A 23,659-nucleotide genomic window follows, 5' to 3' on the forward strand; every position below is an offset into this window, starting at 1 on the left:
CTTGGCGGTCTCGCGCAGGGACTGGTAGGCGCCCCCCGAGGCCAGCCGCGCGAGATAGGCCGACATGGCGCCCACCGGCGGGGCGATCGACATGTCGTTGTCGTTGAGGATGACGATCAGGCGCGAGTGCAGGGCGCCGGCATTGTTGAGCGCCTCGTAGGCCATGCCGGCCGACATCGAGCCGTCGCCGATCACCGCGATGGCGTTGCGGCGCTTCTGCGGGCGGCCCTTCACCTTGGCGGTGGCGTTGTCGAGGTCGCGCGCGACCGCCATGCCCAGCGCCGCCGAGATCGAGGTCGAGGAATGGGCGGCGCCGAACGGGTCGTAGACGCTCTCGCTGCGCTTGGTGAAGCCCGACAGCCCCCCGCCCTGGCGCAGGGTCCGGATGCGGTCGCGGCGCTCGGTCAGGATCTTGTGCGGGTAGCACTGGTGGCCGACGTCCCAGACGATGCGGTCGTCGGGGGTGTCGAACACGTGGTGCAGCGCCACCGTCAGCTCGACCACGCCGAGCCCCGAGCCCAGATGGCCGCCGGTGATCGACACCGCGTCGATCATCTCGGCGCGCACCGCCTCCGCAACAGCCGGAAGATCCGATTCCGGAAGACGCCGCAGCGCCGCAGGATTCGGGACACGGTCCAGCAACGCCGATTGCTCAGGGGAGAGTGCCAATGGTCGCATCCGTTCGTTCGAATATGGCGACGGCTCCGTCACGGGCCCGTGGCAACCGCAACGCCAGCACCCCGGGAGCACGCGTTCATGCTAGAACCCGCCCGTCCGCCGCTGTCATGATAGTGCCAGGTACGGATGAACGGCGGCGCGATCAATGTCGGGCCGTCGCTTTTTTGAATCACGTGCCCTTAACGCCACAAGAGGTTCGCCTTTGAATCCGGCTCGTCTGTGCACAATCCTGCTCGCGCTCGCGATTACGGTTTACGGTCAAGCTTACGCCGCGGCGCGGCCGCTGGACGGCAATCTCGACTTCGCGTGCAACTTCCTGGGCAAGTGCCCGGCCCGGGTCGCCCCGGGCGGCCCGGACCGCGATGTCCGCCCGTTCAACGGCACCCTCGGCCGGCCCTGCGCCTGGCGGGATCGCCCGACCCCGGAGGGTGTGCGCCGGGTCCGCGTCTGCTGGTGATGCGCGCGCCGGCTCTCATCGCCACAGCCCTGGTTCTCGCGCTCGGATCGGTTCCGGTCGGCGCCCAGGATGCCTGTCCGGGGTTGTTCGCCGATGGGCGGATGCCCGTCCTCACCAATCCGAAGCTCGCCGTTCGGGCGACTCCGCTATGCTTCGAGGCCTTCGCGGTGCTGCATTCCGGCGTGACCCGCACGCCCCTCTACGCCGCCGAGCACCTCACCCGCGCCAGCATCGCCGCGGCCCGCGCGGTGGCACGCGACGATTCCTTCCACGAAGAGGCGCGCCTGCCGGAAGACCAGCGCGCCGGCCTTGAGGATTATGTCCGCAGTGGGTTCGACCGGGGCCATCTCGCGCCGGCCGGCGACATGCCGACGGCAAGCGCCCAGGCCGAGTCGTTCAGCCTCGCCAACATCACGCCGCAGAACCGCGTCCTGAACCGGGGGCTCTGGGCCGATATCGAGGAGGGCACCCGGCGCCTGACCAGCCGGCGCGGTGCGCTCTTCGTGGTCACCGGTGTGATCTTCTCCGGCGACGCGGTGCAGCAGATCAAGGGCGGCGTGCTCGTCCCGACCCACTTGTTCAAGGCCCTCTACGATCCGGCGAGCGGCGAGGCCGGAGCATACCTCGCCCGGAACGACGATTCGAAGGATTGGCGCGTGCTGTCGATCGACGATCTGCGCCGGGAATCCGGCATCGACGTCTTTCCCGGCCTGCCGCAAGCGGCTCGCGCGACCGCGATGAGCCTCCCGGATCCCCAGGCCTCCGCCCGCGCGGACGAGCGCCGGCCCCGGCACGAGCAGACCTGGCAGGAATGGCTGGAGCGCGAGCTGGCCCGAGCGGCGCGGAAATTCCTGCGCGACCTGCTGCGTTCGTTCTTCTGAGAGGACCCATGCCCAAGGACACGCAACGCGCCTCCAGCGGCGCGACCGAGGATCCGAAAGCCTTCACGCCCTTCGCGGACGATGCCGGCGTGCGCACCATCGGCAGCTTGAGCTTCGAGAACGGCACGGACCGGATCGCCCTGCACGGATCCCTCGACATCACCCGCGACAGGACCGGGCTGGAGCAGGCCCGGCTTCTCCGGAAGACGCTGGACGCGATCGTGAAGACCCTGGAGGCCTCCGATCTGCCCGAAGCGGTGGCCGAGGCGCCGGACGCGCCGCCGCGATCGGTGAAGAACCCGTTCGCCTGAGAGATCGGCGCCCCGCGACGGCCGGGCCGTCCTTGCCGCTTCCCGGCGGGCCTGATACTCCGAGAGGGTCATTCCTATATCTTAGGGACGCGCGTCCAGGACGGGGACTGATCCCCCGTGCCTGACCCGTGCCGCTGGCACGATCCGCGCAGTCCCGAACAACGCGCCGAGGACGATCCGCGATGGCTCGCGAATTCATCTACCACATGCGGGGCCTGACCAAGGCCTATACCGGCGGCAAGAAGGTCCTGGATAACGTCAACCTGTCGTTCTACCCGGACGCCAAGATCGGCGTCCTGGGCATCAACGGCGCCGGCAAGTCGACGCTGCTCAAGATCATGGCGGGCCTCGACAAGGAATACACCGGTGACGGCTGGGTCGCGCAGGGTGCGCGCGTCGGCTATCTGCCGCAGGAGCCCCAGCTCGATCCGAACAAGACCGTCCGCGAGAACGTGATGGAGGGCGTGGCCGAGAAGCAGGCCATGCTCGACCGCTACAACGAACTCGCCATGAACTACTCGGAGGAGACGGCCGACGAGATGACCGAGCTCCAGGACCGGATCGAGTCGCTGGGCCTCTGGGAGCTCGATTCGAAGGTCGATCAGGCCATGGAGGCCCTGGGCTGCCCGAGCGACGAGCAGCCGGTGGCCACCCTGTCGGGCGGCGAGCGGCGCCGCATCGCCCTGTGCCGCCTCCTCCTGTGGGAGCCGGAACTGCTCCTCCTCGACGAGCCGACCAACCACCTCGACGCCGAGACGGTGAACTGGCTGGAGGGCCACCTGCGCCAGTATCCCGGCGCGATCCTGATCGTGACCCACGATCGCTACTTCCTCGACAACGTCACGAGCTGGATCCTGGAGCTCGATCGCGGAAAGGGCATCCCGTACGAGGGCAACTATTCGGCGTGGCTGGTCCAGAAGCAGAAGCGCCTGGAGCAGGAGGGCCGTGAGGACATGGCCCGGCAGCGCTCCATCGCCCGCGAGCAGGAGTGGATCGCCGCCTCCCCGAAGGCGCGCCAGTCCAAGTCGAAGGCCCGCATCACCCGCTACGAGGAGCTGGTGGCCAAGCAGGCGCAGAAGATCGATGCCGCGGCCCAGATCGTCATTCCGATCGACGAGCGGCTCGGCAACAACGTCATCGAGTTCGAGCATCTCAGCAAGGCGTTCGGCGACCGGCTGCTGATCGAGGATCTGTCGTTCAAGCTGCCGCCGGGCGGCATCGTCGGGGTGATCGGCCCGAACGGCGCCGGCAAGACCACGCTGTTCAAGATGATCACCGGCCAGGAGAAGCCCGACAACGGGAAGATCGACATCGGCGAGACGGTGAAGCTCGGCTACGTCGACCAGTCCCGCGACGCCCTCGATCCGAACGCCACGGTCTGGCAGGAGGTCTCGGGCGGCAACGACATCATCTATTTCAACAAGCGCGAAATCAATTCGCGTGCCTATTGCGCGGCCTTCGCCTTCAAGGGGCCCGACCAGCAGAAGAAGGTCGGCACGCTCTCGGGCGGCGAGCGCAACCGGGTGCACCTCGCGCGGACCCTGAAGGGCGGCGCCAATGTGCTGCTCCTCGACGAGCCGACCAACGACCTCGACATGGAGACCCTGCGCGCCCTCGAGGATGCGCTGGAGGACTACGCCGGCTGCGCCGTCATCATCAGCCACGATCGCTGGTTCCTGAACCGCATCGCGACGCACATCCTCGCCTTCGAGGGCGACAGCCACGTGGAATGGTTCGAGGGCAACTTCTCCGAATACGAAGCCGACAAGGTGCGCCGACTCGGAGCGGATTCGATCATGCCGAAGAAGATCAAGTACAAGCGGTTCTCGCGCTGAGGACCGGCCCCGTCGTTCCGGGGCCGTAACGGCGAAACCGGAACCGAATAGCCGTTGACGGGCGAGGTCCAGCCCTGGACCTCGCCCGGGTACGCTCTGAACACGGCCGGGAGGAATCCATCGGCCGGTCGCGCGGTCCCTGCCCCCGGTTCAAAGCCTCTGCGGCGCTCCGGCGCTGCAGAATGACGGAGCGATCGGGAGATCGGATGTCGTGCCCCCCTGCGCCCGGGGGGAAAGGCGGATGCGCAAGCTCCCGGAGCGCTTGCAGAGCCGGAGCGTGCCACCCCGGGGACCGGGACGGCCTCGACGGCCGGCCGCCCGATATGCCCTCATCCGAGTCGCGCCCGGGCCTCCGACAGAATCGTGGACAGGCTCCGCGAGAGCGGGATGGCTGGAGTCCACCCGGTGGCGGTTGCGAAGGCCGTGGAATCACAGCCCTCGCTGCGCACGCCCGCCGCCCGGACCCGATCGGGCGAGACCCGAAGGGTGAAGCGTGCGCCCGTCATGCTGCGGAACATCTCCAGGATCTCGGCGACCGGCGTCACGACTCCCGATCCCACGTTGAAGATTCCGCCATTCGGAAGGTCGTCGATCTGTCCGATCACGCGCAGGCACGCCGCGGTGACATCGGCCACGTCGACGAAATCGCGCCCGGCGGAGAGGTCGCCAACCTCCAGGCTCGGGGGCACCAAGCCTCGCTCGATACGGGCGATCTGCCCCGCGAAGGAGGCGACCACGAACGTCTCACTCTGACCCGCACCGATGTAGTTCGATGGTCGCAGCACCAGATGCTTGACGCCGGCATTCGCCAGGACATCGCGCAGGATGTACTCGCAGGCGTTCTTGGTTCGGCCCGCGATGGTGTCGGGACGCGGCGTCACGGTCTCGTCCGGACGTGCCTGCTCGCGGAACGCCTCCCCGTAGACGACGGTCGAGCTGAGGAACACCAGGGCCGCGCGGGTCTTCGCCACCGCCTCGGCCAGGTTCAGCGTTCCGAGCAGTTCGGCCCGCCAGGCATAGGACGGTGTCTCGCTCGACTGGGCCACGGATGCCAGCGCCGCCAAGTGGAACACGATGGTGGGGTCGAAGGCGGCGATCGTCTCGGCGAGTTCGTGGGCATCGAACGGATCGACGGCTCTCAGCGATACGCCACCGAGGGGCGGTTGCGGAGCCCGATCCAGGCCGAGGATGGAACTACCGGGCGGAAGTCCCCTGTGCAGCGCCTCGAGCAGGCGGCGGCCGAGATAGTCTCCGGCTCCGGTGACGAGGACGCGCATGGCCGTTGCCCTGAACCTTGCCCTGTAGCGCGCCCCGGGCCTTGGCCCTCCCGATGGCGGGCGAGGAAAGCCGGGATCGCCCACCGCCTCTATACCGGGCTCGGCCGCGATGCGAGAGGCCCGAGGCGCTCCGCGGAGCGTCGGACCATCGGGGCGACGGATCCCTGCGCCGGGCCGAACACAGGCGCGTGATCGGCGCAGCCGCGCACCGCAGGCGCGCTATTGTTGCACCGCGGACTCTGCCGTATCCCACATCCGGTCGGAGACCGCCGCGGTGATGAACTGAGTGACGCGCGTCGACGATCTTGAGCGGCCCGCTGCCACGAAGCAGCGGACGATCCCCGCGCCGGAAGCCGGCACGCGGCCCACGAAGCCCGTCCGTGACGCGCGGGTCGACGTGGTGCGCGGGCTGGCGCTGCTGACGATCTTCGTCGACCACATCCCGCGCAACGCGCCGGCCCTGCTGACGCTGCACAATTTCGGATTCTCGGATGCGGCCGAGATCTTCGTTCTGCTCGCCGGCTATTCCTCGATGATCGCCTATGGCGGCCTCTTCCGCCGAGCCGGCGTCCGGACGGCGCTGGTGCGCATCGCGCAACGCTGTCTGCGCATCTACCTGTTCCAGGCGGGGCTGCTTTTGGCGACCCTGATCATCGTCCGGATCTGGATGGACATCACCGGTCTCACGCCGCGGTTCGGCGTCGCGCCCCTGCTGCAGATGGGTCTGCTGCCGGGCCTGCTGCGCGGCCTCGCGCTGAACGCGCTCCCGAATTACCTCGATATTCTGCCGCTCTACATTCTCCTTCTGGCACTGTTCCCGCTGATCTATCTCGGGATGCGGCGCGGGATCTGGGGCGTCCTGGCGCTGTCGGCGACCCTGTGGATTGCCGCCAACGTCGATCATCAGCTGAACCTGCCGAACGCCGCGGCGGTCGATGAGGGCTGGTACTTCAATCCCTTCGCGTGGCAGTTCCTGTTCGTGCTCGGAGCGGCCCTCGCCGTCTGGGTCCAGGCCCAGGACGGATTGCTGCCGTGGCGTGGCTGGGCCGTCGCCATGGCCTCGGCCTATCTCGCCTTCGCCTTCTTCCAGGGCGGCTCCTGGGCGGAATGGGGGCTGCCGGACCTCCGGCCGCTGGCGATCGGGGTCCCCGACAAGAGCCATGTCGGCCCCCTGCGCCTGATCAACATGCTGGCCCTGGCCTACCTGCTGTTCAGCATGCCCGCGGTGGCGCGTCTCAGCCGGTGGCGGCGGCTGCGCCTGATCGATGCCTGCGGCCGGCACTCGCTCGAGATCTTCGCAGCCGGATGCCTGGCGGCGCTCATCGGCCGCATTCTCTATCGGACCTTCGACGCCACATGGCCGCTGCAGATCGCGGTCAATCTCGGCGGGCTCGCGGTCATGCTCGGATTGGCGCACCTCCTGGATGCGCGCCGCCGCGGTGCCGCCGCTCCGGGCCCGGACCTGCGCCGCCCGGGATAGGACGCGAGGAGAGACGATGCCGCCGATGCGCCGCAAGGGCGACCTGCCCGAGAAGGTCTGTGCCCAGTGCGGCCGCCCGTTCGCGTGGCGCAAGAAGTGGGCACGCGTCTGGGACGAGGTCCGCTACTGCTCCGACCGATGCCGGGCCGAGGCCAAGGCAGGACGCGGGCACCCCGTCGGCGCGAGCGCAGAGACCCGCCCCACGACCGCGCGACAGGGATAGGCAGAGCGCCGCCGGATCGACCGCAGGCACGGACGGCCGTCGGCGCGATCCGTCCCACACCGAGGGCGCCGATGGCTCAGGCCGGACCACGGCTCAGGGCGGCGAGCCCGGCCGGCGTGTCGATGTCGAGGGCGGTGGCCGTATCGCCTGGGATCTCCAGCACGTCGGGCCGCCCCCTGAGCAGCGGTCCGGCCCCGTGGTCGCCGGCGAGGCGGCCGATCTCCTCCCCGAGACGACGCAGGTTGAGCAGTACGGGATTGCCGCGCCGCCCGTCCTGCACCGGCACCACGGCAGCAGGAGTCGCCGCGGCCTCCGTGAAGGCGCTCACGAGACGGTCGATATGGGCGGCCGTGACCCGCGGCATGTCGCCCAGCACGATCACGGCGCCCGTGCAGCGGGGTGGCAACGCCGCGAGACCGGCGCGCAGCGAGGATGCCAAGCCGGTACGGTAATCCGGATTGTCGATCCGGATCAGGTCCAGCCCGACCAGCGTCGCGCGGACCGCCTCCGCGTGCGCGCCCAGCACGACCACCACAGGGCGGGGACCAGCCTCGAGGGCGGCCTCCGCCGCGTGGCGCACCAGCGGCTTGCCGTCGAGGGGGGCGAGCAGCTTCGGCGCGGAGCCGAACCGGCTGCCGAGGCCCGCGGCGAGCAGAACCGTGCCGACCTCCGACATCCCCGAGATCCTCTGCCCCCTCAATCGTCTGTCGCCGGATCGCGCGCGTCCCCCGTCACCGCGCCTCCGGCGCGAGGTTGCGGACGCGAGACGATCTCCATCAGCAGACCGCCGACACCGAGGGCGACGATGTCGGCGCGGGTTACGGCCAGATCTGCGAGCAGACGGTGCAGAATCCAGTCGAATCCGTTCTCCTTCGGCGAGCGCGCGCAGCCCGGGGCGCCGACCACCGGCACGTCGCCCCGGGCACCGACAAGGAGCAGGTTGCCGGGATCGACCGGCATGCCGAGGTGGGCGACATGCCCGCCGGCCGCCTCGATTCCGGCCGGGATGACGTCGCGGCGGTCGGCGATGGCCGAGGCACCGAACACAACCACGAGGTCCGCCCCGGCTCTATCGATGAGATCGGTCACCGCAGCGGCCACGGCGTCGTCGGTGTGGGGGATCCGGGCTTCGGCGACGATCGCGGCGCCCGTGGGGGCGAGACGTTCGGCCAGAACCCGGAGCGTCTTGTCGATGGTGGCCTCCTTGAGGCTCGGCAGCCGCGTCGAGACCACGCCCACACGGCGGCGGCGATAGGTCGCCACCGCCAGCGCGTCGGCTCCGGCCGCCGCACAGGCGCGGGCCAGCACGGCGCCCGGCACGGCGTAGGGGATGATCTTCACGGTGGCGATCATTTCGCCCTCGATCACCGGCCGGAAGCGCGGCAGCGTCGCCACCGTCACCGCCTCGTCGACGGCGTTGACGGCCTCGATCCGGGTCGGGTCGAGCGTCAGCACCCCGGGCCTCTCAGCGAACAGGTTGCAGCGGCCGGTGAACGGCGACTCGACACGCAGGTTCGCCCCGCGAAGACAGCCGGCGAGCCGCGCGGCCGCGTCGTCCTCGCCGACATCGCCCGGATCGAGGGCGGCCACCACGATCTCCGAGAGGCCGGTCCGCGCGAGACCGGCGGCCTCCTCCGGGCCGATCACCGCCCCCTTGCGCAGGGTGATGTCAGCCCGCCGGACCGTATGCGCGCTGATCAGTCCGCCCGCCTCGGCGAGCGGGACGGTCCCGAACCTCACGCGACCTCCGGACGGGGCGCACGGCGCAGGCACGCCACCACCTCGGCGAGCACGGCCAGCGCGATCTCGGCGGGACTGACGGCACCGATCGGGAGCCCGATCGGTGCGTGGATCCGGCCGATCTGCGCGGGCGTGAACCCCGCCTCGGTGAGCCGCGCGACGCGGGCCGCATGGGTCTTCCGGGAGCCGAGGGCGCCCACGTAGAAGCACTCGGCCGCCAGGGCCGCCTTCAGCGCAGGATCGTCGATCTTGGGATCGTGGGTCAGGGCTGCGAGGGCGCAGTAGCGATCCAGCACCGGGACGGTTGTGCCGAGGGCGGCGTCCGGCCACTCGGCGACCAGCGCGATGCCCGGGAAACGCTCCGGCGTGGCGAATGCGGTGCGGGGGTCGATCACCGTGAGCGCGAGGTCGAGCCCGGCCGCCATCGGCGCCATAGCCTGCGAGATGTGGACGGCGCCGACGACCACGAGCCGCACCGGCGGCACCTGCACGGTGAGGAACAGGGTCCGCCCGTCAGCCTCGACGAGGCCGCTCTTGCCGGACGCAAGGTGTTTCGCCAGGACGTCGGCCAGGGGGTCGACGGCGAGGTCCGACTCGCGCACGAGGCGCTGCGCGCCGTCGGCGATGTCGGTGACGAGGATCGCGGCGCGGCGGGCCGCGCGCTCGTCGTTCAGCGCCGTAAGGATGTCGCTGCGCATCAGTCGACCCGCTCGACGAAGACCCGGATCCGCCCGCCGCAGGACAGGCCGGCCCGCCAGGCCGTCTCGTCCGCGACGCCGAATTCGAGGACGCGCGGCGTGCCGGCCTCGATCACCTCGAGGGCCTCGGTGATGACCGCGCCCTCGACGCAGCCTCCCGAGACGGAGCCGAGGAAGTTGCCGTCGCCGTCGACCGCGAGGTGGCTGCCCACGGGCCGGGGCGCCGAGCCCCAGGTCTCGATCACGGTGGCGAGCGCCACGGCGCGACCGTCGCGCCGCCAGGACTGGGCGGCGGAGAGGATGTCTGTATCGGTGCTGAGCATGGCCTCGTGGACTTTCGGCCGGCGGGTGCCCCCCGCTTCCCACAGGTATGGCCCACGCGCCGCCGTGCAAGGCGCCCTCCGACTCGCACACCATGCCCACCGCCCGGGGCACCGGGCCTGTGGCCGTGCGCGCGCCTTGGCCGATCCCGGCGCGGATGCGATAACAGGCCGGCCAAGCGTCCCCGCTCAGACCATGTCCGCCACCGTCGAACGGAGTTCATGCCAGACGACCCGCCCCTGCTTTCGCGGGAGGGAGCGGCGCGTGCTCCGGGTGACGTGAACGCCCCCGATCCCGCTCTGGCGCGCAGGCTGCGCAAGGATCCGCCGCCGCGCTCCGCGCCGCACCGCCTGTGGCGGCGCATCAGCCGGGCGATCGGCGACGTCCTGCCGAAGGGCCTCTACGCCCGCTCGCTGATCATCATCATCGCGCCGGTCGTCCTGCTCCAGTCGGTGATCGCCTACACCTTCATGGAGCGGCACTGGCAGCTCGTGACCAAGCGCCTGTCGGCGGCGGTGACCGCAGACGTGGCCGCCTTGATCGACATCTACGAGAGCTACCCGCAGGACAAGGATGCCGAGACCCTCTCGCGCATCGCCGGGGAACGGCTGAACCTCGACCTCGACATCCTCAAGGGGGCCAAGCTCCCGCCGCCGGGCCCGCGCCCGTTCTTCTCGATCCTCGACGAGGCCCTCTCGGACGAGATCAAGCGCCAGATCCGCCGGCCCTTCTGGATCGACACGGTCGGCCGCTCCAACCTGATCGAGATCCGGGTGGCGATTCCCGACGGCGTGATGCGCATCACCGCGCGGCGCAGCCAAGCCTACGCGTCGAATTCGCACATCTTCCTCGTCTGGATGATCGGCTCCTCGCTGGTGCTGCTCGGCGTCGCGATCCTGTTCCTGCGCAACCAGATCAAGCCCATCCTCCGCCTCGCCGCGGTGGCGGAGGGCTTCGGCAAGGGCCGGGAGATCGAGTTCCGGCCGCGCGGCGCCCGCGAGGTGCGCCAAGCCGGTCACGCCTTCATCGAGATGAAGCGGCGGATCGAGCGGGCGATGGAGCAGCGCACGACGATGCTGAACGGCGTCAGCCACGACCTGCGCACCATCCTCACCCGCTTCCGCCTGTCCCTGGCACTGGTCGAGCAGACCAGCGAGATCGAGGATCTCAGCCGCGACGTGGATGAGATGAGCCGGATGCTGGAGGGCTACCTCGCCTTCGCGCGGGGCGACTCGGCCGAGCCCGCGACGCCCACGGACATGCGCGCCCTGCTGGAGGACCTGCGGACCGACGTGGAGCGCCTCGGCGCCCATGTCTCCGCCGTGGAGCTCGTCGGCACGCCCGAGGTCACGGTCCGTCCGGGCGCCTTCCGGCGTTGCCTGTTCAACCTCGCGGCCAACGCCGTGCGCTACGGCGAGACGGTGGCGATCTCCGGCCGACTTGAGGCCCGGACCTTCTTCGTCTCCATCGACGACGACGGGCCGGGCATTCCGGCCGAGAGCCGCGAGGACGTGTTCAAGCCGTTCCTGCGGCTCGACGACGCCCGCCAGGACGCCGGCGGCTCCGGGCTGGGCCTCTCGATCGCGCGGGACATCGCCCGCGCCCATGGCGGCGACATCACCCTGCACGACAGCCCCCTGGGGGGCCTGCGGGCCACCGTCCGGGTTCCGGCCTAGGCCGGATCAGGCATCGGCGGGCCGGCGCAGGCGCAGGTGCTCGGCCTGCACATTCCGGATGAGATGATCGAGGCTGGCCTCGTCGAGGCCGGCGCCGACGAGCCGGGTGCGCAGGCTCGCCTCGCCGTGCCACGCGTAGCCGGCATCGTGCGGCAGGTGGCGCAGCAGGAGGGCGCTCACGATCGATTCACGCCGGTAGGCGGGGTGGCGCAGCAGCTTCCCGATATGGAGGACCAGCATGTCGACGCCGGAGGTCGCGGGGTCCGAAGCCCCCGTGCCCTTCCCATTCCCACTGACCGATGCCCGACGCATACATGCCCGCCTTTGAGAGGCGATACTCTCGCGCCAAATGATTGCACATCCATGAGCGTTCGGGCGAGCCGGCGAAAAACTGCCGATTCCGGGGTCCCAACCTTCGCAGCACGGTGATATGCAGGGTCGTTTTCCCAGGGCCGCGGTCAGCCGCGCGCCGGATTTCGAGTGCCGCACATGAACCCGCTCGTCCCGCTCTTCATCCTGCTCTCGCTGCCGCTCGCGGCCATCGGGCTCGTGCTCTACACCGACGAAGGCATCAACCCGGACCTGTTCTACGCCTCGGTGAAGACCTTCGTGATCCTGGGCGCGATCGCGGTGGCGATGTCGTTCGGTGCGATGAAGCTCTCCGAGCGGTCCAAGCACTGAGATCCCACCGCCCGGAGGGCGCGATGCTGCAGGTGGTCCCGGCCTTCTCGCGTATCGGCGAGGAAAACGCCTTCGCGGTGCTGGCCCGCGCCCAAGCCCTCGCCGCGCAGGGCCGGGACGTGATCAACCTCGGTATCGGCCAGCCGGACATGCCGACCCCCGCTCACGTGGTCGAGGCGGGCATCAAGGCCCTGCGCGACGGCCACCACGGCTACACGCCGGCGGTGGGCATTCCGCCGCTGCGCGAGGCGGTGGCCCGCGACATCCATCGCCGCCACGGCGTCGAGGTCTCCCCCGAATCCGTGATGATCGTGCCCGGCGGCAAGGTCACCATGTTCATGGCGATCCTGATGTTCGGCGCGCCCGGAACCGAGATCCTGTATCCGGACCCCGGCTTCCCGATCTACCGCTCGATGATCGAGTTCACGGGCGCGACGCCGGTCCCCGTGCCGATCCGCGAGGAGAACGGTTTCGCCTTCTCGGCAACCGAGACCCTGGCGCTGATCACGCGGAAGACCCGGCTGCTGATCGTCAACTCACCCGCCAACCCGACGGGCGGCGTGACACCGAAAGCCGAGATCGACGCCCTGGTGAAGGGCCTGGCCGAGCACCCCGACGTCGCCGTGCTGTCGGACGAGATCTACGGCACCATGACCTACGACGGCGAGACCCATTACTCGCTGCTCAAGTATCCCGAGATCCGCGACCGGCTCGTCTACCTCGACGGCGCGTCCAAGACCTACGCGATGACCGGTTGGCGCCTCGGCTGGTCGGTCTGGCCGAAGCCGCTCTACGACGCGGCCCGCAAGCTCGCCGTCAACGCGCATTCCTGCGTCAACGCGGCGACCCAGTGGGCCGGCATCGCAGCGCTGGACGGCCCCCAGGACTGCGTGACCGAGATGGTCGCCGAATTCGACCGGCGCCGGACGATCGTGGTGGACGGTCTGAACGCCTTGCCGGGCGTGTCGTGCATCGCGCCCAAGGGCGCATTCTACGCCTTCCCGAATATCTCCCGGACCGGCTGGAAGGCGAAGGCGCTGGCGTCGGCCCTTCTGGAAGAAGCGGGCGTCGCGGTGATCGGCGGCCCGGATTTCGGCGTCCACGGCGAGGGCTACATCCGTCTGTCCTATGCCAACTCGGCCGAGAACATCCGACGTGCATTGGACCGGATGGGCACGTTCCTCAGCGAGCAGAAGCCGGCCTGACTTTCCGTCGGGTCGGAAAAGCCCCTCGTCGCGCCCTCACCCTGAGGCGCCGGAGCGCGGGGGAGGCCTGAAGGCGCTTCCGGATCCCTCAATGATTCCTGAAACCCGCCTTCGAGGCCCGCTGCCGCAGGCGCGGCGACGGGTGGGATCGACCGGGTATCCGAACGGGCTTCCCTACGACTTGCCGGGGGCCCGCTTGTCGATCCAGCCCGCCAGCCAATCGGCGATATCGAGGCTGTTCTTGTCCTGCATCAGCATGTGCGAATTGCCGTGGATGCCGATCTCCGGCAGCAGGATCAGCTCCGCCCGGCCGCCCGCGGCATTCGCCGCCGCCACGAAGCTGCGGCACTGCTTGAGCCGCGGCGCCCAGCGGGGCGAGGCGTCGACGTAATCGCCGAAGAGGACGAGGATCGGCAGGTCCCTGTAGGGCGCGAGATCGTCCTTCGCCGGGTCCGGGCACGCGGCCGGCTCGATGGCGACGATGGCGCGGATGCCCGACCGGTCGAGCGACGCGGTCTGGAACGGGTAGATCCCCGATTGAGAGTGGGAGATCAGCACCGCACCTTTGAGCTTCTTGGCCAGTTCCGACAGGGCCGGCACAGTGGGGTTCGGCACCGGGAGGGCGGCCGACCAGTCCGGGACCATCTGCTTCCAGAACTCGCCCTGGGCCTCCAGGGGGAACTGCATGTCGGGAAACACCTTCGGGTATTCCGGCCCGAACCGGAAGATCGCCCAGGCCGGCTCGCGCCCGGCCGAGAAGACCGGCGGCAGCGCGTTCGGGTCGGCCCGCCCCATCTTCACCGCGTTGATCTGGGCCGGGCTCGCCGCCGAGCGACCGCGCCAGGCCTGATCGATCACGTAGGTCGGGAAGCCGCGCCGGACGAAGTACTCGTCCCAGCCCATGCGTCCGTCCGGCGTCGTCTCCCAGGTCTTGCCGGTGAGGCAGCAGCCGTGGATCAGCACCAGAGGCGGCCGTCCGGTCGTCACCGGAACCTGATAGCGGACATAGATCTGGTCGACGCTGATCGTGCCGGAGGGTGCGTAGGCCGGCAGCGTCGACAGCGTGTCGGACTGAACGTCACGGCCGCCGACGAAGAAACTGCCCTGCTCGGCAATGGTCAGGGGGCCGGCGGCCGGCTCGGCGGCACGGGCAGTTCCACCGCCGATCAGCATCGCACCGACCAAGGCACAGGCGCTCCGCCAGACGCGCCCGCGCGCAGGCACTGACAGTCCCGACATGAAATGTCCCGTCCTCCCGCGAAGGGCCAGTCCGGACCCGTTCCCGACCGGAAGCCTAGCATGAAGCTCGGCGGCAATGGGAGTTCCCCGCGCCCGTCCGGTTGCCGGTCAGGCCGCGATGTTGCGCTCGACCCGGTCGATCGCGTCGGCGGGAAGATCGAGGGCCTCGGCCAGCATCTTCAGGAATTGACGCTCCTGGAGCGTATCGGGATCGATGGCGAGCCGCGCCGCCGCGAAGATCCGCGCCGCCGCATCGGGGCTTGCGACCCGCTCGGCGATCTCGTCGACGTCGGCGGGATCCGCGAGCTCCCGATCGAGCCAGGATCGCCCGTCGGGATCGAGGCCCGCATCCGCGACGGCCGTATCGAGGCGCTTCCGCTCGGCCGCGTCGACCATGCCGTCGGCCGTCGTGGCCGCCACCATGGCTCGCAGCATCAGCCGGGCTTCGTCCTCATCGATCTCGGTGAAGTCCGGGCCGCCCGACTCGGGCGGTGGGGCACCGCGCAACGCCCGGTAGGCGAGGCTGCCGATCAGCGCCAAGCCTCCGAGGGCCGCGCCGGCGGCTAGACCGCCGCTCCTGGAACGCACCAGTGCGTCGACGATCCGTCTGCTGTCAGCCATGCCAACCTCCCGGGATTGAATCCGATTCGGATCGGAAACAACCCGGGAGGCGCTCGGGTTCAGCCGCGCTCAGGCATCGGCCTCATCCTCGTCCTCGTCGATATCCACCAAGAAGACGATGTCGGCCTCATCGGCGTCGTCCGAATCGGTCTCGGTGTGATGGGGATCGTCGACGAAATCGCCCTCGCCGTCGTCCTCTGCCAGCGCGTCCTCGAAGATCTCGACCTCGTCCTCGGTGGCCGCCCGGACCTTGAGCGGCGACGTGCCGTTCCAGAGCGGCTTGCCGCCCGTCGTCATGGTCCGGATGTCTTCCTTGAATCCGTCACAGGTGAAGAGGTCCTTGGCGGACGCCTCGTCGCTGTTGATCACCGCAACGGCGGTGCCGTCGATCTCGAGCGTGAACATGGCCGGCATCCTTCTCGTAACCGTCCTCAGGCGCGCCCATTCAGCAGGCTGACCCACGGGTGCGACGCGCTGCCCCGGGAAGAATCACAGATGCTCCCCCCGGCAGCCATGAGCGCCGCGCGCGGATGCTGTAGGGGTGAACCGGACGGCCGCCAAGCCCATCCCGCCTCCACCGGCCCGAAAGCCATGGCGCGGATCCTGCGGGGCAGCGGTGGCGATGAAACTCGGACGCGAAGAAGGATCACCGCGGATGCGGATCAGGCTCGGCTGCGAGATGCGCTACGCCTTCCCCTATCCCGTACCGATGGTGGTCATGCTGAACGTGCATCCCACCCGGGCGGGCGCCCTGGAGGCCCCCGACACGCTGCGCACCGAGCCGCCCGTGCCGGTCGACCTCTATCGCGACGGTTTCGGCAACCTGTGCGCGCGGCTGAGCGCGCCGGCCGGGAGCTTCACGATCGGCACGGACGCAGTGATCGACGATGACGGGCGCCCGGACCCGGTGCATCCGGAGGCCAAGCAGCACGCGATCGAGGACCTGCCGGCCGAAACCATCGTGTTCCTGCTGCCCAGCCGGTACTGCGAATCGGATCTGCTGGCCGACGAGGCGTGGCGCTTGTTCGGCCATACCGAGCCCGGCTGGAGCCGGGTGCAGGCGGTCTGCGATTTCGTGCACGACCACATCGCGTTCGGCTACGAATTCGCTCACGGCGACCGCACGGCGCAGGATGCCTATGCGGGTCGCCGCGGCGTCTGCCGGGACTTCACCCACCTGGCCGTGGCCTTCTGTCGCGCGCTGAACATCCCGACCCGCTACTGCACCGGTTATGTCAGCTTCATCGGCGAGCCCGAGCCGCACCCGGCGGGCGATTTCGCCGCCTGGATGGAGGTCTATCTCGGCGGGCGCTGGCACGTGTTCGACCCGCGCAACAACGCCCCGCGGATCGGCCGGGTCATGGTCGCCTACGGCCGCGACGCCGCGGATGTGCCGCTGACCCACACGTTCGGACCGAATCCCCTCGTGGGCTTCCGGGTCTGGGCCGACCGGATCGACCATCTGGACGCCTCCGGCGACGCGCCGATCCTGCCGGAGGAACCCCTGCCGCCGCAGAGCATGACGACCCGGATGGGGTGAGCGCGGCGCGCCTACACCCCGGCGCCCCGGGCTATGGCGCGCTTGACCACCCCCTGCACATCCGGATTCGAGAGGAACAGGTCGTGGTTGATCAGGCCGCCGCCGTAATCGGAGGCGTCGGCGACGCGCACGCCGAGTGCCTCGAGCTTGGCGCGATCGGCCGCGCCCGCACGCACGCCCCCCGCCAGGGCGGCGGAGAGTTCGAGCGCCCGGTCGTTGGTGGAGGAGATCACCGTGATCTTCGAGACATCGGGTCCAAGGCGGGCGACGCCGTTGGAGAACAGGTCGAAATCGATGTCGGGTGCGGCCAGCACCACGGCTCCGATCCGCGCCATCGCGGCCTCGCCGGCCTCGGCGCGGAGCAAGCGCAGGGTCTCAAGCGTGAGAAGCGTGCCCATCGAGTGCGCGACGATGTTGATGCGGCCACCGCTCGGCGAGGCGGCCAGCGCCTTGAGCAGGTCCTCGAAGGCGTCGCGCGACCAGAGGGCGCTCTCGCGATCGTAATTGTAATCGAGGGTCGCAGCCGCCGACGGCCACGTGAACAGGCCGGAGACGCCGCCGAAGCGGATGCCGTCCGAGAGCCTGGCCGCGCTGATCGCGGCCGATTCGAACGATTCGCGGTAGCCGTGGACGTAGATCAGCACGTCCCGCCCGAGGGCCGCCTGCGAGAAGGCTGTGGCGGCACCGGATCCCGTCTCGAATTTCGGCACCGCGCCGATCGTCCAGTCGCCGGTGATGACGGACGAGACCTTGCCGAGGAGCGAGCGGTCGGGCGGCGACAGGCGCACCTCCGCGAAGCTCAGGCCGCGGCCGCGGTCGCTGCTGAAATACGGCGGCCGGGGCGGATTGCCCACGGGCTTGCGGGTCGTGGCGACCAGCAACACCGGCATGACGTCGAGGGCCGATTGCTTTTCGGGCAAGGCCGCGCCGGTCCCGAGATCGTCGGTGACGCAGGCGCCGAGCGACGGGGCGAGACCCGCGGCGCCCGCGAGAGCTCCGAACCGGAGAAGGACGCGACGTGAGACGATCTGGCTCGACATGATCCGGTTGCGCTCGGGCGGGGTGCCCTCCGTCGCCCAGGATCGTGACCATCGCGGGGCACGATCACGGCAGGTCGGCGTGAATAGCGGGCATGACCGGGCTTGTGGTGGACGGGCCACAGCCGGCCCATCCCCCGGTGCCGGTGCCCTCCCCCTCGACGGCAGCCGTCGCCGCGGCCATGAAGGGACCATGACGCCGTCCATCGACATTCAGAGCCTTCGCGAGCGCCTCCTGCGCGGCGACCGCGCCGCGCTGGCCCGGGCCATCACGCTGGCCGAGTCCAAGCGCGCCGATCACCGGGCCCTGGCGGCGGATCTCATCGATTCGGTTCTGCCCGAAACCGGTCGGGCGATCCGCGTCGGGATCACCGGCGTGCCCGGCGTCGGCAAGTCGACCACCATCGACGCCCTGGGCTCGAACCTGACCGAGGCCGGCCACAAGGTGGCGGTGCTGGCGGTCGATCCGTCCTCTTCCCGGACCGGCGGCTCGATCCTGGGCGACAAGACCCGGATGGCGCGGCTGTCGCACGATCCCAACGCCTTCATCCGCCCCTCCCCGTCCTCCGGAACGCTCGGCGGCGTGGCGGCCAAGACCCGCGAGACCATGCTTCTCTGCGAGGCCGCGGGCTTCGACGTGATCCTCGTCGAGACGGTCGGCGTTGGCCAGTCGGAGACGGCGGTGGCCGACCTGACCGATTTCTTCCTGGTGCTGATGCTGCCCGGGGCGGGCGACGAGCTCCAGGGCATCAAGAAGGGCATCCTCGAACTCGCCGATATGATCGCGGTCAACAAGGCCGATGTTGGCGAGGCCGAGCAGCGGGCCAATGCAGCGGCTTCGGAATACCGTGCGGCGTTGCACATCCTCACCCCGGCCTCCGCCACCTGGACGCCGCCGGTGGTGACGATCTCGGGCTTCCACAATCTGCGTCTCGACGCGCTGTGGGCGAAGATCGTCGACCACCGGGAGAAGCTCACCGCCACCGGAGAGATCCAGGCGAAGCGCCGGACCCAGGACGTGAAGTGGATGTGGGCGCTAGTGGACGAGCGTCTGCACCAGCGCCTCGTCGGGTCCCCGGAAGTCCGGCGCCGCACGGCCGAGGCGGAGGCGGGTGTGGCGCGGGGCGAGACATCCCCCGCCGCCGGCGCCGCGGCCATCGCCGAGCTGATCGGCCTCTGACCTGTCCCGTCTGCCGCGGAAACGCTGGCCGCGCATAATTTCATGGCGGCCGGGGGCACAAACGCCATCTCGCGCGTTCGGTGGACGACGGCGTAACGAGCGACGCCCGCGTCGCGGCGCCGCGCTCACGTCCAGGAGAGTGCCATGGTGGATACGGATCGGATCGTCGGCGGCGCCAAGGAGGCAGTCGGCAAGGTTCAGGGCGCGGCCGGAGATTTCGCGGGCTCGAACCGCGACTCGGTCGAGGGTCGGTTCCGCGAGGCCCAGGGCGAGGCGCAGAACGTCTACGGCCAGGTGAAGGACAAGGCGCGCGACATCGCCGACCGGGCCGGCGACGTCGCCAGCGACGCGTATGACCGCGCCGGCGACATCGCGGGTGAGGCCTATGAGCGGAGCGGTTCCTACCTCCGCGACGGGCGTGCCGCCGTCGGCGCCCGCGTGGAAGAGAATCCCCTGGTCGCCCTGCTGATCGCCGGCGCGGTGGGCTACGGCCTCGCCCTGCTGGTCCACGGCCGCCGCTGACCGAGGAGCGGCCCCACCTGAAGCCGGGCGGGGCCATCCCAGAGGCTCCGCCCGATCGTCGCGGCTGACGGCGGCGGAACGCCCATGATACCGAAGGTGTCGATGCGGAAAGATGTCAGGCCCCGGGCGACGGGCGCTGCCTTCCGGAACGCAGCAGTGGACGCCGCTACTGCGCGGTCCAGCCGCCATCCATGCTGATATTGGCGCCGGTGATCTGGCTCGCCGCATCGGAGCACAGGAACACCGCCAGTGCGGCGACCTGATCGACGGTGACGAATTCCTTGGTCGGCTGCGCCTTCAGCATCACGTCTTCGATCACCTGCTCCTTGGTCAGACCGCGGGCCTTCATCGTGTCGGGAATCTGCGACTCCACGAGGGGCGTCCAGACGTAACCGGGCGAAATGCAGTTCACCGTGATCTTGTGGGGCGCGAGTTCCAATGCCGCCGCCTTGCTCAGGCCCGCGATCCCGTGCTTGGCCGCCACGTAGGCCGACTTGAACGGCGAGGCCACCAGCGAATGGGCCGAAGCGGTGTTGATGATCCGGCCCCAGCCGCGTGCCTTCATCCCGGGAATTGCCGCATGCATCGTGTGGAAGGCCGAGGACAGGTTGATCGCGATGATCTGCTCCCACTTGTCGGCCGGAAAGTCCTCGATCGGCGATACGAACTGGATCCCGGCATTGTTGACCAGCACGTCGACGGATCCGAAAGCGCCCTCCGCCTCGCGCACCATGGCGTTGATCGCCTCGGGCTTGCTCATGTCGGCGGCCGAATAGTGGACCTTGACCCCGTAGGCGCTTTCGATCCCGGCCCGCGTTTCCTCGATGGCGGTCGCGTCCCCGAACCCGTTGAGCACGACGTTGGCTCCCTCGGCCGCAAGGGCGCGCGCGATGGCAAGTCCGATGCCGCTGGTCGAGCCGGTGACGAGGGCGGTCTTGGTCTTGAGGGTCATGGAGCCTCCTGGAACTCGGGCGCGCTGCCGAGCGAATGGGAAGACGGCGCGGTCGCAGCGGGACAGGTCGCGACCTAACTAGCGCGGGACGGGGACGCCGGCACAGGGTCGCCCGATGCCGGTGCGGGCAGGATGTCACCGGCTTCCGTCTGCGGGCGCGGTGAAGCCGGAAGGCCGATCTCGACCCGCAGCCCTGGGGCGTTGTCGAAGAGCCGCAGGGTCCCGTGATGGAGGCGCACCACGGCGTTGACGAGGCTGAGGCCCAGCCCGAAGCCCGGTCGCGAACGGGCATCCTCCAGGCGCACGAAGCGACCGAGGACGCGGGCCCGCTCCGCTTCGGGGATGCCCGGTCCATGATCGGACACGGCAAGGCGGATCGTCTCGCCGTCGCGCCATGCCTCCAGCGTCACGCTGGCCTCCGCTCCGGCGGATTCGGCCCCGTATTTCAGGGCGTTGTCGATGAGGTTGGCGAGGGCCTGCCCGATCAGCTCGCGGTTGCCCGCGATGGTGAGGTCGTCCTGCGCGCGCACCGCGAGCGTCAGCCCCTGATCCTCGGCGACCGCCTCGTAGAGTTCGCCGACGCTCCGCACCGTCTGGCCGATATCCAGCGGTCCCAGCATCTCCCGGGCAGACCCGGCTTCGAGCCGCGCGATCATCAGAAGGGCATTGAACACCCGGATCAATCCGTCGCCTTCGTCGATCACGGCTTCCAGCGCCGCGCGCAATTCCTCCGGCGTCGAGGCCCGGCGCAGGGCCTCGTCGGCGCGGTTGCGCAGGCGGGTCAACGGCGTCTTGAGGTCGTGGGCGATGTTGTCGGAGACCTCCCGCATGCCGCGCATCAGCTCGCCGATCCGCTCCAGCATCAGGTTGAGGCTCGACGCGAGGCGGTCGAGTTCGTCGCCGTTTCCCGCCACAGGGAGCCGGTCGTCGAGATCGCCCGCCATGATCGCGCGGGTGGTCTGGGTCATGGCATCGACCCGGCGCAGCACCCGGCTCGCTGCCAGCCAGCCGCCGATCACGCCGAGGAGCACGACGGCGGCGAGCGAGGTGAGGAAGGCGCGCCCGATCACCGCCCGCAGACGGTCGCGCTCCTCGGTGTCGCGCCCGACGAGCAGCCGGAATCCGCCCGGCAGGGTGAAGACCCGCACGATCGCCTGATGCGCCTCGGCATCGGACTCGTTGCGGCCGTAGCGCGTCTCGGTCTGACCTGGGGTCGCCAGCACGGCGGCGGGCACGTAGCCGACATTGCCGACCACATGGTCGCCGCCGGCCGTCGTCACGAGGTAGAGCGAGGCCCCCGGCTCGCGCGAGCGCCGCTCCACCACGGTGATCAGCCGCCGTAGACCGCCGGCATTGTATTGTTCCGACAGGCCGTTGATCTCGGCATCGATCGTCGAGACGATCTGGTCGTCGAGTACCGCGCGGGCATTCCAAGCGACGTAGCCCAGCGCCAGGAATGCGCAGAGGGCGAAGATCGCCAGATAGGCCAGCGACAGCTTGAAGGCGGTGGTGCGGAACAGCTTCTGGAAGCGCGCAGCCCCCGTCTCGCGGGCGACCAGCGCGTCAGCCGGAACCGCGCTCACCCGGAGGCGCCCTCCTCGAAGCGCAGGACATAGCCGGCACCCCGAACCGTATGGATGATCGGGGACGCGAACCCCTTGTCGAGCTTGCTGCGCAGGCGCGAGACGTGAACGTCGATGACGTTGGTCTGCGGATCGAAGTGATAGTCCCAGACATGCTCCAGCAGCATCGTGCGTGTCACGACCTGGCCCGCATGCCGCATCAGGTATTCGAGAAGACGGAATTCGCGGGGCTGCAACGGGATCTCGCGGCCGGCCCGGGTCACCCGATGGGACAGACGGTCGAGTTCCAGGTCGCCGATCCGGTAGCGCGTCTCCTCGGCGGCTCCCGAGCCGGCCTGCCGCCGGGCCAGCGCCTCGGTGCGGGCCAGCAGCTCCGAGAAGGCATAGGGTTTCGGCAGATAATCGTCGCCCCCGGCGCGCAGCCCCTTCACCCGGTCGTCGACCTGCCCGAGTGCCGACAGGATCAGCGTCGGGGTCGCGACGTTCTGCTCGCGCAGCGACCGGATCAGCGACAGGCCATCGAGCTTCGGCAGCATCCGGTCGACGATCAGCACGTCGTAGTCACCCTCGCGGGCCAGCGCGTAACCGTCGAGGCCGTCATGCGCGCTGTCGGCGACATGGCCGGTCTCACGGAAGGCCTTGACGAGATAGGCCGCCGCTTCCTGATCGTCCTCGATGATGAGCAGTCGCATGGCCCCGTTCCATAGCGCGCCGCGTGGGTCGGGGGAACGTATCTCCATCAACATGGTCAAGTCGCTCCCCTCCCCTCTCGGGCTGAACGGGCCGAGGTCGCGGACCTCGGCCCGTTCCGAAGCGGGGCGCGGACGACTCGGAGGGCGCGAGATCCGTCACCGGCTTCGTCCGCGTGGGCCGTGGGCCATGCGCGGTGTGAGGATGATTGCAGGCGATCGATTACCGGATGATCGCGAAGAGATGACTTCGCGGTAAGGCGTCGCCGGATATCGGAAGCCAACGACAAAACGCCCGCAGGCCGCTCTCATGGAGAGTGGCCTGCGGGCGTTTGTATCGTGTCGAGGGAATGCCGATTGCGATGGGCAGGTCTGGCGGCGACCGACTCTCCCGTGTCTTGAGACACAGTACCATAGGCGCTGGCGTGTTTAACGGCCGAGTTCGAGATGGGATCGGGTTCTGGGCACGCCGCTCAGGCCACCAGACCGGCGCATCGCAATTCTTGTGGGACTCGGCGGCGCAGGGTGCTGCGACGTCGAGTGTTGTGTTCGGCAAGCATGCAGCGTCGTCGCTGCGGGTCTTCGTTGTGGCGTGTGTCTCTGGTTTCGCCCGCCTTGCGGCGGCCGATCCAGTCCGGACACGGATCACGAGAGCGATCAAGCCAATCGGGCGATTAGTACCGGTCGGCTCAACGCGTCGCCGCGCTTGCACCCCCGGCCTATCGACGTGGTCGTCTTCCACGGCCCTCAAGGGAGGTCTCGTTTTAAGGGGGGTTTCCCGCTTAGATGCCTTCAGCGGTTATCCCGTCCGTACATAGCTATGCTGCACTGCC

Annotated in this window: 26 protein-coding genes and 2 rRNA genes; 12 read left to right on the top strand and 16 right to left on the bottom strand. The window is 69.5% G+C overall.

The window, feature by feature from the left end:
• On the bottom strand, positions 1 to 678 hold a 678-nt coding region (locus BM396_RS30310), incomplete at its 3' end, for a 1-deoxy-D-xylulose-5-phosphate synthase N-terminal domain-containing protein (protein WP_244539011.1).
• Positions 679 to 880: 202 nt separating this feature from the next.
• On the opposite strand from BM396_RS30310, the gene BM396_RS30315 reads away from it, so the two are divergent.
• The 4 genes from BM396_RS30315 (at position 881) to ettA (ending at position 4,162) form a co-directional block, all read left to right on the top strand.
• On the top strand, positions 881 to 1,135 hold the full coding sequence (locus BM396_RS30315; protein WP_043387694.1) for a hypothetical protein: 255 nt from the start codon (positions 881 to 883) through the stop codon (positions 1,133 to 1,135).
• A complete protein-coding gene (locus tag BM396_RS30320; protein ID WP_081948776.1) occupies positions 1,135 to 2,016 on the top strand; it encodes a DNA/RNA non-specific endonuclease in 882 nt (293 codons plus the stop codon). The genes BM396_RS30315 and BM396_RS30320 overlap by 1 nt, the downstream gene beginning before the upstream one ends.
• A gap of 8 nt (positions 2,017 to 2,024) precedes the next feature.
• Positions 2,025 to 2,327 (top strand): hypothetical protein, encoded by a 303-nt coding sequence (locus tag BM396_RS30325; protein ID WP_043354388.1) that lies wholly within the window; start codon positions 2,025 to 2,027, stop codon positions 2,325 to 2,327.
• Between the two features lie 182 nt (positions 2,328 to 2,509).
• A complete protein-coding gene (ettA, locus tag BM396_RS30330) occupies positions 2,510 to 4,162 on the top strand; it encodes an energy-dependent translational throttle protein EttA (RefSeq protein WP_043354390.1) in 1,653 nt (550 codons plus the stop codon).
• A 329-nt stretch (positions 4,163 to 4,491) separates the two neighbouring features.
• On the opposite strand, the gene BM396_RS30335 is transcribed toward ettA, so the two are convergent.
• Positions 4,492 to 5,439, bottom strand: a complete 948-nt coding sequence (locus BM396_RS30335) for an NAD-dependent epimerase/dehydratase family protein (RefSeq protein WP_043387695.1) — start codon at positions 5,437 to 5,439, stop codon at positions 4,492 to 4,494.
• Between the two features lie 286 nt (positions 5,440 to 5,725).
• On the opposite strand from BM396_RS30335, the gene BM396_RS30340 reads away from it, so the two are divergent.
• Both BM396_RS30340 and BM396_RS30345 read left to right on the top strand, forming a co-directional pair.
• Positions 5,726 to 6,919, top strand: a complete 1,194-nt coding sequence (locus tag BM396_RS30340; RefSeq protein WP_043387696.1) for an OpgC family protein — start codon at positions 5,726 to 5,728, stop codon at positions 6,917 to 6,919.
• A 16-nt stretch (positions 6,920 to 6,935) separates the two neighbouring features.
• Complete coding sequence (locus tag BM396_RS30345) at positions 6,936 to 7,142, top strand: DUF2256 domain-containing protein (RefSeq protein ID WP_170867528.1); 207 nt, start codon at positions 6,936 to 6,938, stop codon at positions 7,140 to 7,142.
• A gap of 76 nt (positions 7,143 to 7,218) precedes the next feature.
• Here the strand turns inward: BM396_RS30345 and BM396_RS30350 are convergent, their stop codons facing one another.
• The 4 genes from BM396_RS30350 to BM396_RS30365 are packed head-to-tail and all read right to left on the bottom strand — an operon-like array spanning position 7,219 to position 9,903.
• Complete coding sequence (locus BM396_RS30350; protein ID WP_091995277.1) at positions 7,219 to 7,818, bottom strand: nucleotidyltransferase family protein; 600 nt, start codon at positions 7,816 to 7,818, stop codon at positions 7,219 to 7,221.
• A 20-nt stretch (positions 7,819 to 7,838) separates the two neighbouring features.
• Entirely contained in the window at positions 7,839 to 8,882 is a 1,044-nt protein-coding gene (locus BM396_RS30355; RefSeq protein WP_043387699.1) for a molybdopterin-binding protein, read from the bottom strand.
• Positions 8,879 to 9,580, bottom strand: coding sequence for an XdhC family protein (locus BM396_RS30360; RefSeq protein WP_043387700.1), 702 nt, complete (start codon positions 9,578 to 9,580; stop codon positions 8,879 to 8,881). The genes BM396_RS30355 and BM396_RS30360 overlap by 4 nt, the downstream gene beginning before the upstream one ends.
• Positions 9,580 to 9,903: an XdhC family protein gene (locus BM396_RS30365; RefSeq protein WP_043354401.1), complete on the bottom strand. Its 324-nt coding sequence runs from the start codon at positions 9,901 to 9,903 to the stop codon at positions 9,580 to 9,582. The genes BM396_RS30360 and BM396_RS30365 overlap by 1 nt, the downstream gene beginning before the upstream one ends.
• A 276-nt stretch (positions 9,904 to 10,179) precedes the next feature.
• On the opposite strand from BM396_RS30365, the gene BM396_RS30370 reads away from it, so the two are divergent.
• Positions 10,180 to 11,577, top strand: coding sequence for an ATP-binding protein (locus tag BM396_RS30370; RefSeq protein ID WP_043354403.1), 1,398 nt, complete (start codon positions 10,180 to 10,182; stop codon positions 11,575 to 11,577).
• A gap of 6 nt (positions 11,578 to 11,583) precedes the next feature.
• Here BM396_RS30370 and BM396_RS30375 read toward each other — a convergent pair whose 3' ends face one another.
• On the bottom strand, positions 11,584 to 11,817 hold the full coding sequence (locus tag BM396_RS30375; RefSeq protein ID WP_236952712.1) for a hypothetical protein: 234 nt from the start codon (positions 11,815 to 11,817) through the stop codon (positions 11,584 to 11,586).
• A gap of 249 nt (positions 11,818 to 12,066) precedes the next feature.
• Here BM396_RS30375 and BM396_RS30380 point away from each other — a divergent pair, with 249 nt between their 5' ends.
• Positions 12,067 to 12,258, top strand: coding sequence for a hypothetical protein (locus BM396_RS30380; RefSeq protein ID WP_043354407.1), 192 nt, complete (start codon positions 12,067 to 12,069; stop codon positions 12,256 to 12,258).
• A gap of 23 nt (positions 12,259 to 12,281) precedes the next feature.
• Positions 12,282 to 13,463: a pyridoxal phosphate-dependent aminotransferase gene (locus tag BM396_RS30385; protein ID WP_043387702.1), complete on the top strand. Its 1,182-nt coding sequence runs from the start codon at positions 12,282 to 12,284 to the stop codon at positions 13,461 to 13,463.
• Between the two features lie 174 nt (positions 13,464 to 13,637).
• Here the strand turns inward: BM396_RS30385 and BM396_RS30390 are convergent, their stop codons facing one another.
• From BM396_RS30390 to BM396_RS30400, 3 genes are all read right to left on the bottom strand, one after another.
• Positions 13,638 to 14,702 carry an alpha/beta hydrolase family protein gene (locus tag BM396_RS30390; protein WP_043387703.1) on the bottom strand — a complete coding sequence of 355 codons (1,065 nt, stop codon included), beginning with the start codon at positions 14,700 to 14,702 and terminating at the stop codon, positions 13,638 to 13,640.
• Between the two features lie 108 nt (positions 14,703 to 14,810).
• On the bottom strand, positions 14,811 to 15,323 hold the full coding sequence (locus BM396_RS30395) for a DUF533 domain-containing protein (protein ID WP_043387704.1): 513 nt from the start codon (positions 15,321 to 15,323) through the stop codon (positions 14,811 to 14,813).
• Between the two features lie 69 nt (positions 15,324 to 15,392).
• The gene (locus BM396_RS30400; RefSeq protein WP_043387705.1) at positions 15,393 to 15,728 is read right to left on the bottom strand and encodes a hypothetical protein; all 336 of its coding nucleotides are present in this window, start codon (positions 15,726 to 15,728) and stop codon (positions 15,393 to 15,395) included.
• Positions 15,729 to 15,978: 250 nt separating this feature from the next.
• Between BM396_RS30400 and BM396_RS30405 the strand changes: the two genes are divergently transcribed.
• Positions 15,979 to 16,863, top strand: a complete 885-nt coding sequence (locus BM396_RS30405; protein ID WP_043387706.1) for a transglutaminase-like domain-containing protein — start codon at positions 15,979 to 15,981, stop codon at positions 16,861 to 16,863.
• An 11-nt stretch (positions 16,864 to 16,874) separates the two neighbouring features.
• Here the strand turns inward: BM396_RS30405 and BM396_RS30410 are convergent, their stop codons facing one another.
• Positions 16,875 to 17,903 carry an alpha/beta hydrolase gene (locus BM396_RS30410; RefSeq protein WP_043354580.1) on the bottom strand — a complete coding sequence of 343 codons (1,029 nt, stop codon included), beginning with the start codon at positions 17,901 to 17,903 and terminating at the stop codon, positions 16,875 to 16,877.
• A gap of 190 nt (positions 17,904 to 18,093) precedes the next feature.
• On the opposite strand from BM396_RS30410, the gene meaB reads away from it, so the two are divergent.
• Positions 18,094 to 19,080: a methylmalonyl Co-A mutase-associated GTPase MeaB gene (gene meaB / locus BM396_RS30415; RefSeq protein ID WP_043387707.1), complete on the top strand. Its 987-nt coding sequence runs from the start codon at positions 18,094 to 18,096 to the stop codon at positions 19,078 to 19,080.
• Between the two features lie 144 nt (positions 19,081 to 19,224).
• Positions 19,225 to 19,602 carry a CsbD family protein gene (locus tag BM396_RS30420; RefSeq protein ID WP_043354576.1) on the top strand — a complete coding sequence of 126 codons (378 nt, stop codon included), beginning with the start codon at positions 19,225 to 19,227 and terminating at the stop codon, positions 19,600 to 19,602.
• A 166-nt stretch (positions 19,603 to 19,768) separates the two neighbouring features.
• On the opposite strand, the gene BM396_RS30425 is transcribed toward BM396_RS30420, so the two are convergent.
• From BM396_RS30425 to BM396_RS30445, 5 genes are all read right to left on the bottom strand, one after another.
• Entirely contained in the window at positions 19,769 to 20,554 is a 786-nt protein-coding gene (locus BM396_RS30425; protein ID WP_043387708.1) for a 3-hydroxybutyrate dehydrogenase, read from the bottom strand.
• Between the two features lie 74 nt (positions 20,555 to 20,628).
• Positions 20,629 to 22,137 (bottom strand): sensor histidine kinase, encoded by a 1,509-nt coding sequence (locus BM396_RS30430; RefSeq protein ID WP_051044949.1) that lies wholly within the window; start codon positions 22,135 to 22,137, stop codon positions 20,629 to 20,631.
• Positions 22,134 to 22,829, bottom strand: a complete 696-nt coding sequence (locus tag BM396_RS30435) for a response regulator transcription factor (RefSeq protein ID WP_043354572.1) — start codon at positions 22,827 to 22,829, stop codon at positions 22,134 to 22,136. Before BM396_RS30435 ends, BM396_RS30430 begins: the two co-directional genes overlap by 4 nt.
• 367 nt (positions 22,830 to 23,196) lie before the next feature.
• Positions 23,197 to 23,312: ribosomal RNA gene (gene rrf, locus BM396_RS30440) — 5S ribosomal RNA — on the bottom strand.
• A gap of 167 nt (positions 23,313 to 23,479) precedes the next feature.
• Positions 23,480 to 23,659 (bottom strand): 23S ribosomal RNA (locus BM396_RS30445); the annotation flags it as partial.

Source organism: Methylobacterium sp. UNCCL125 (assembly GCF_900116795.1).
GTDB classification, from domain to species: domain Bacteria; phylum Pseudomonadota; class Alphaproteobacteria; order Rhizobiales; family Beijerinckiaceae; genus Methylobacterium; species Methylobacterium fujisawaense.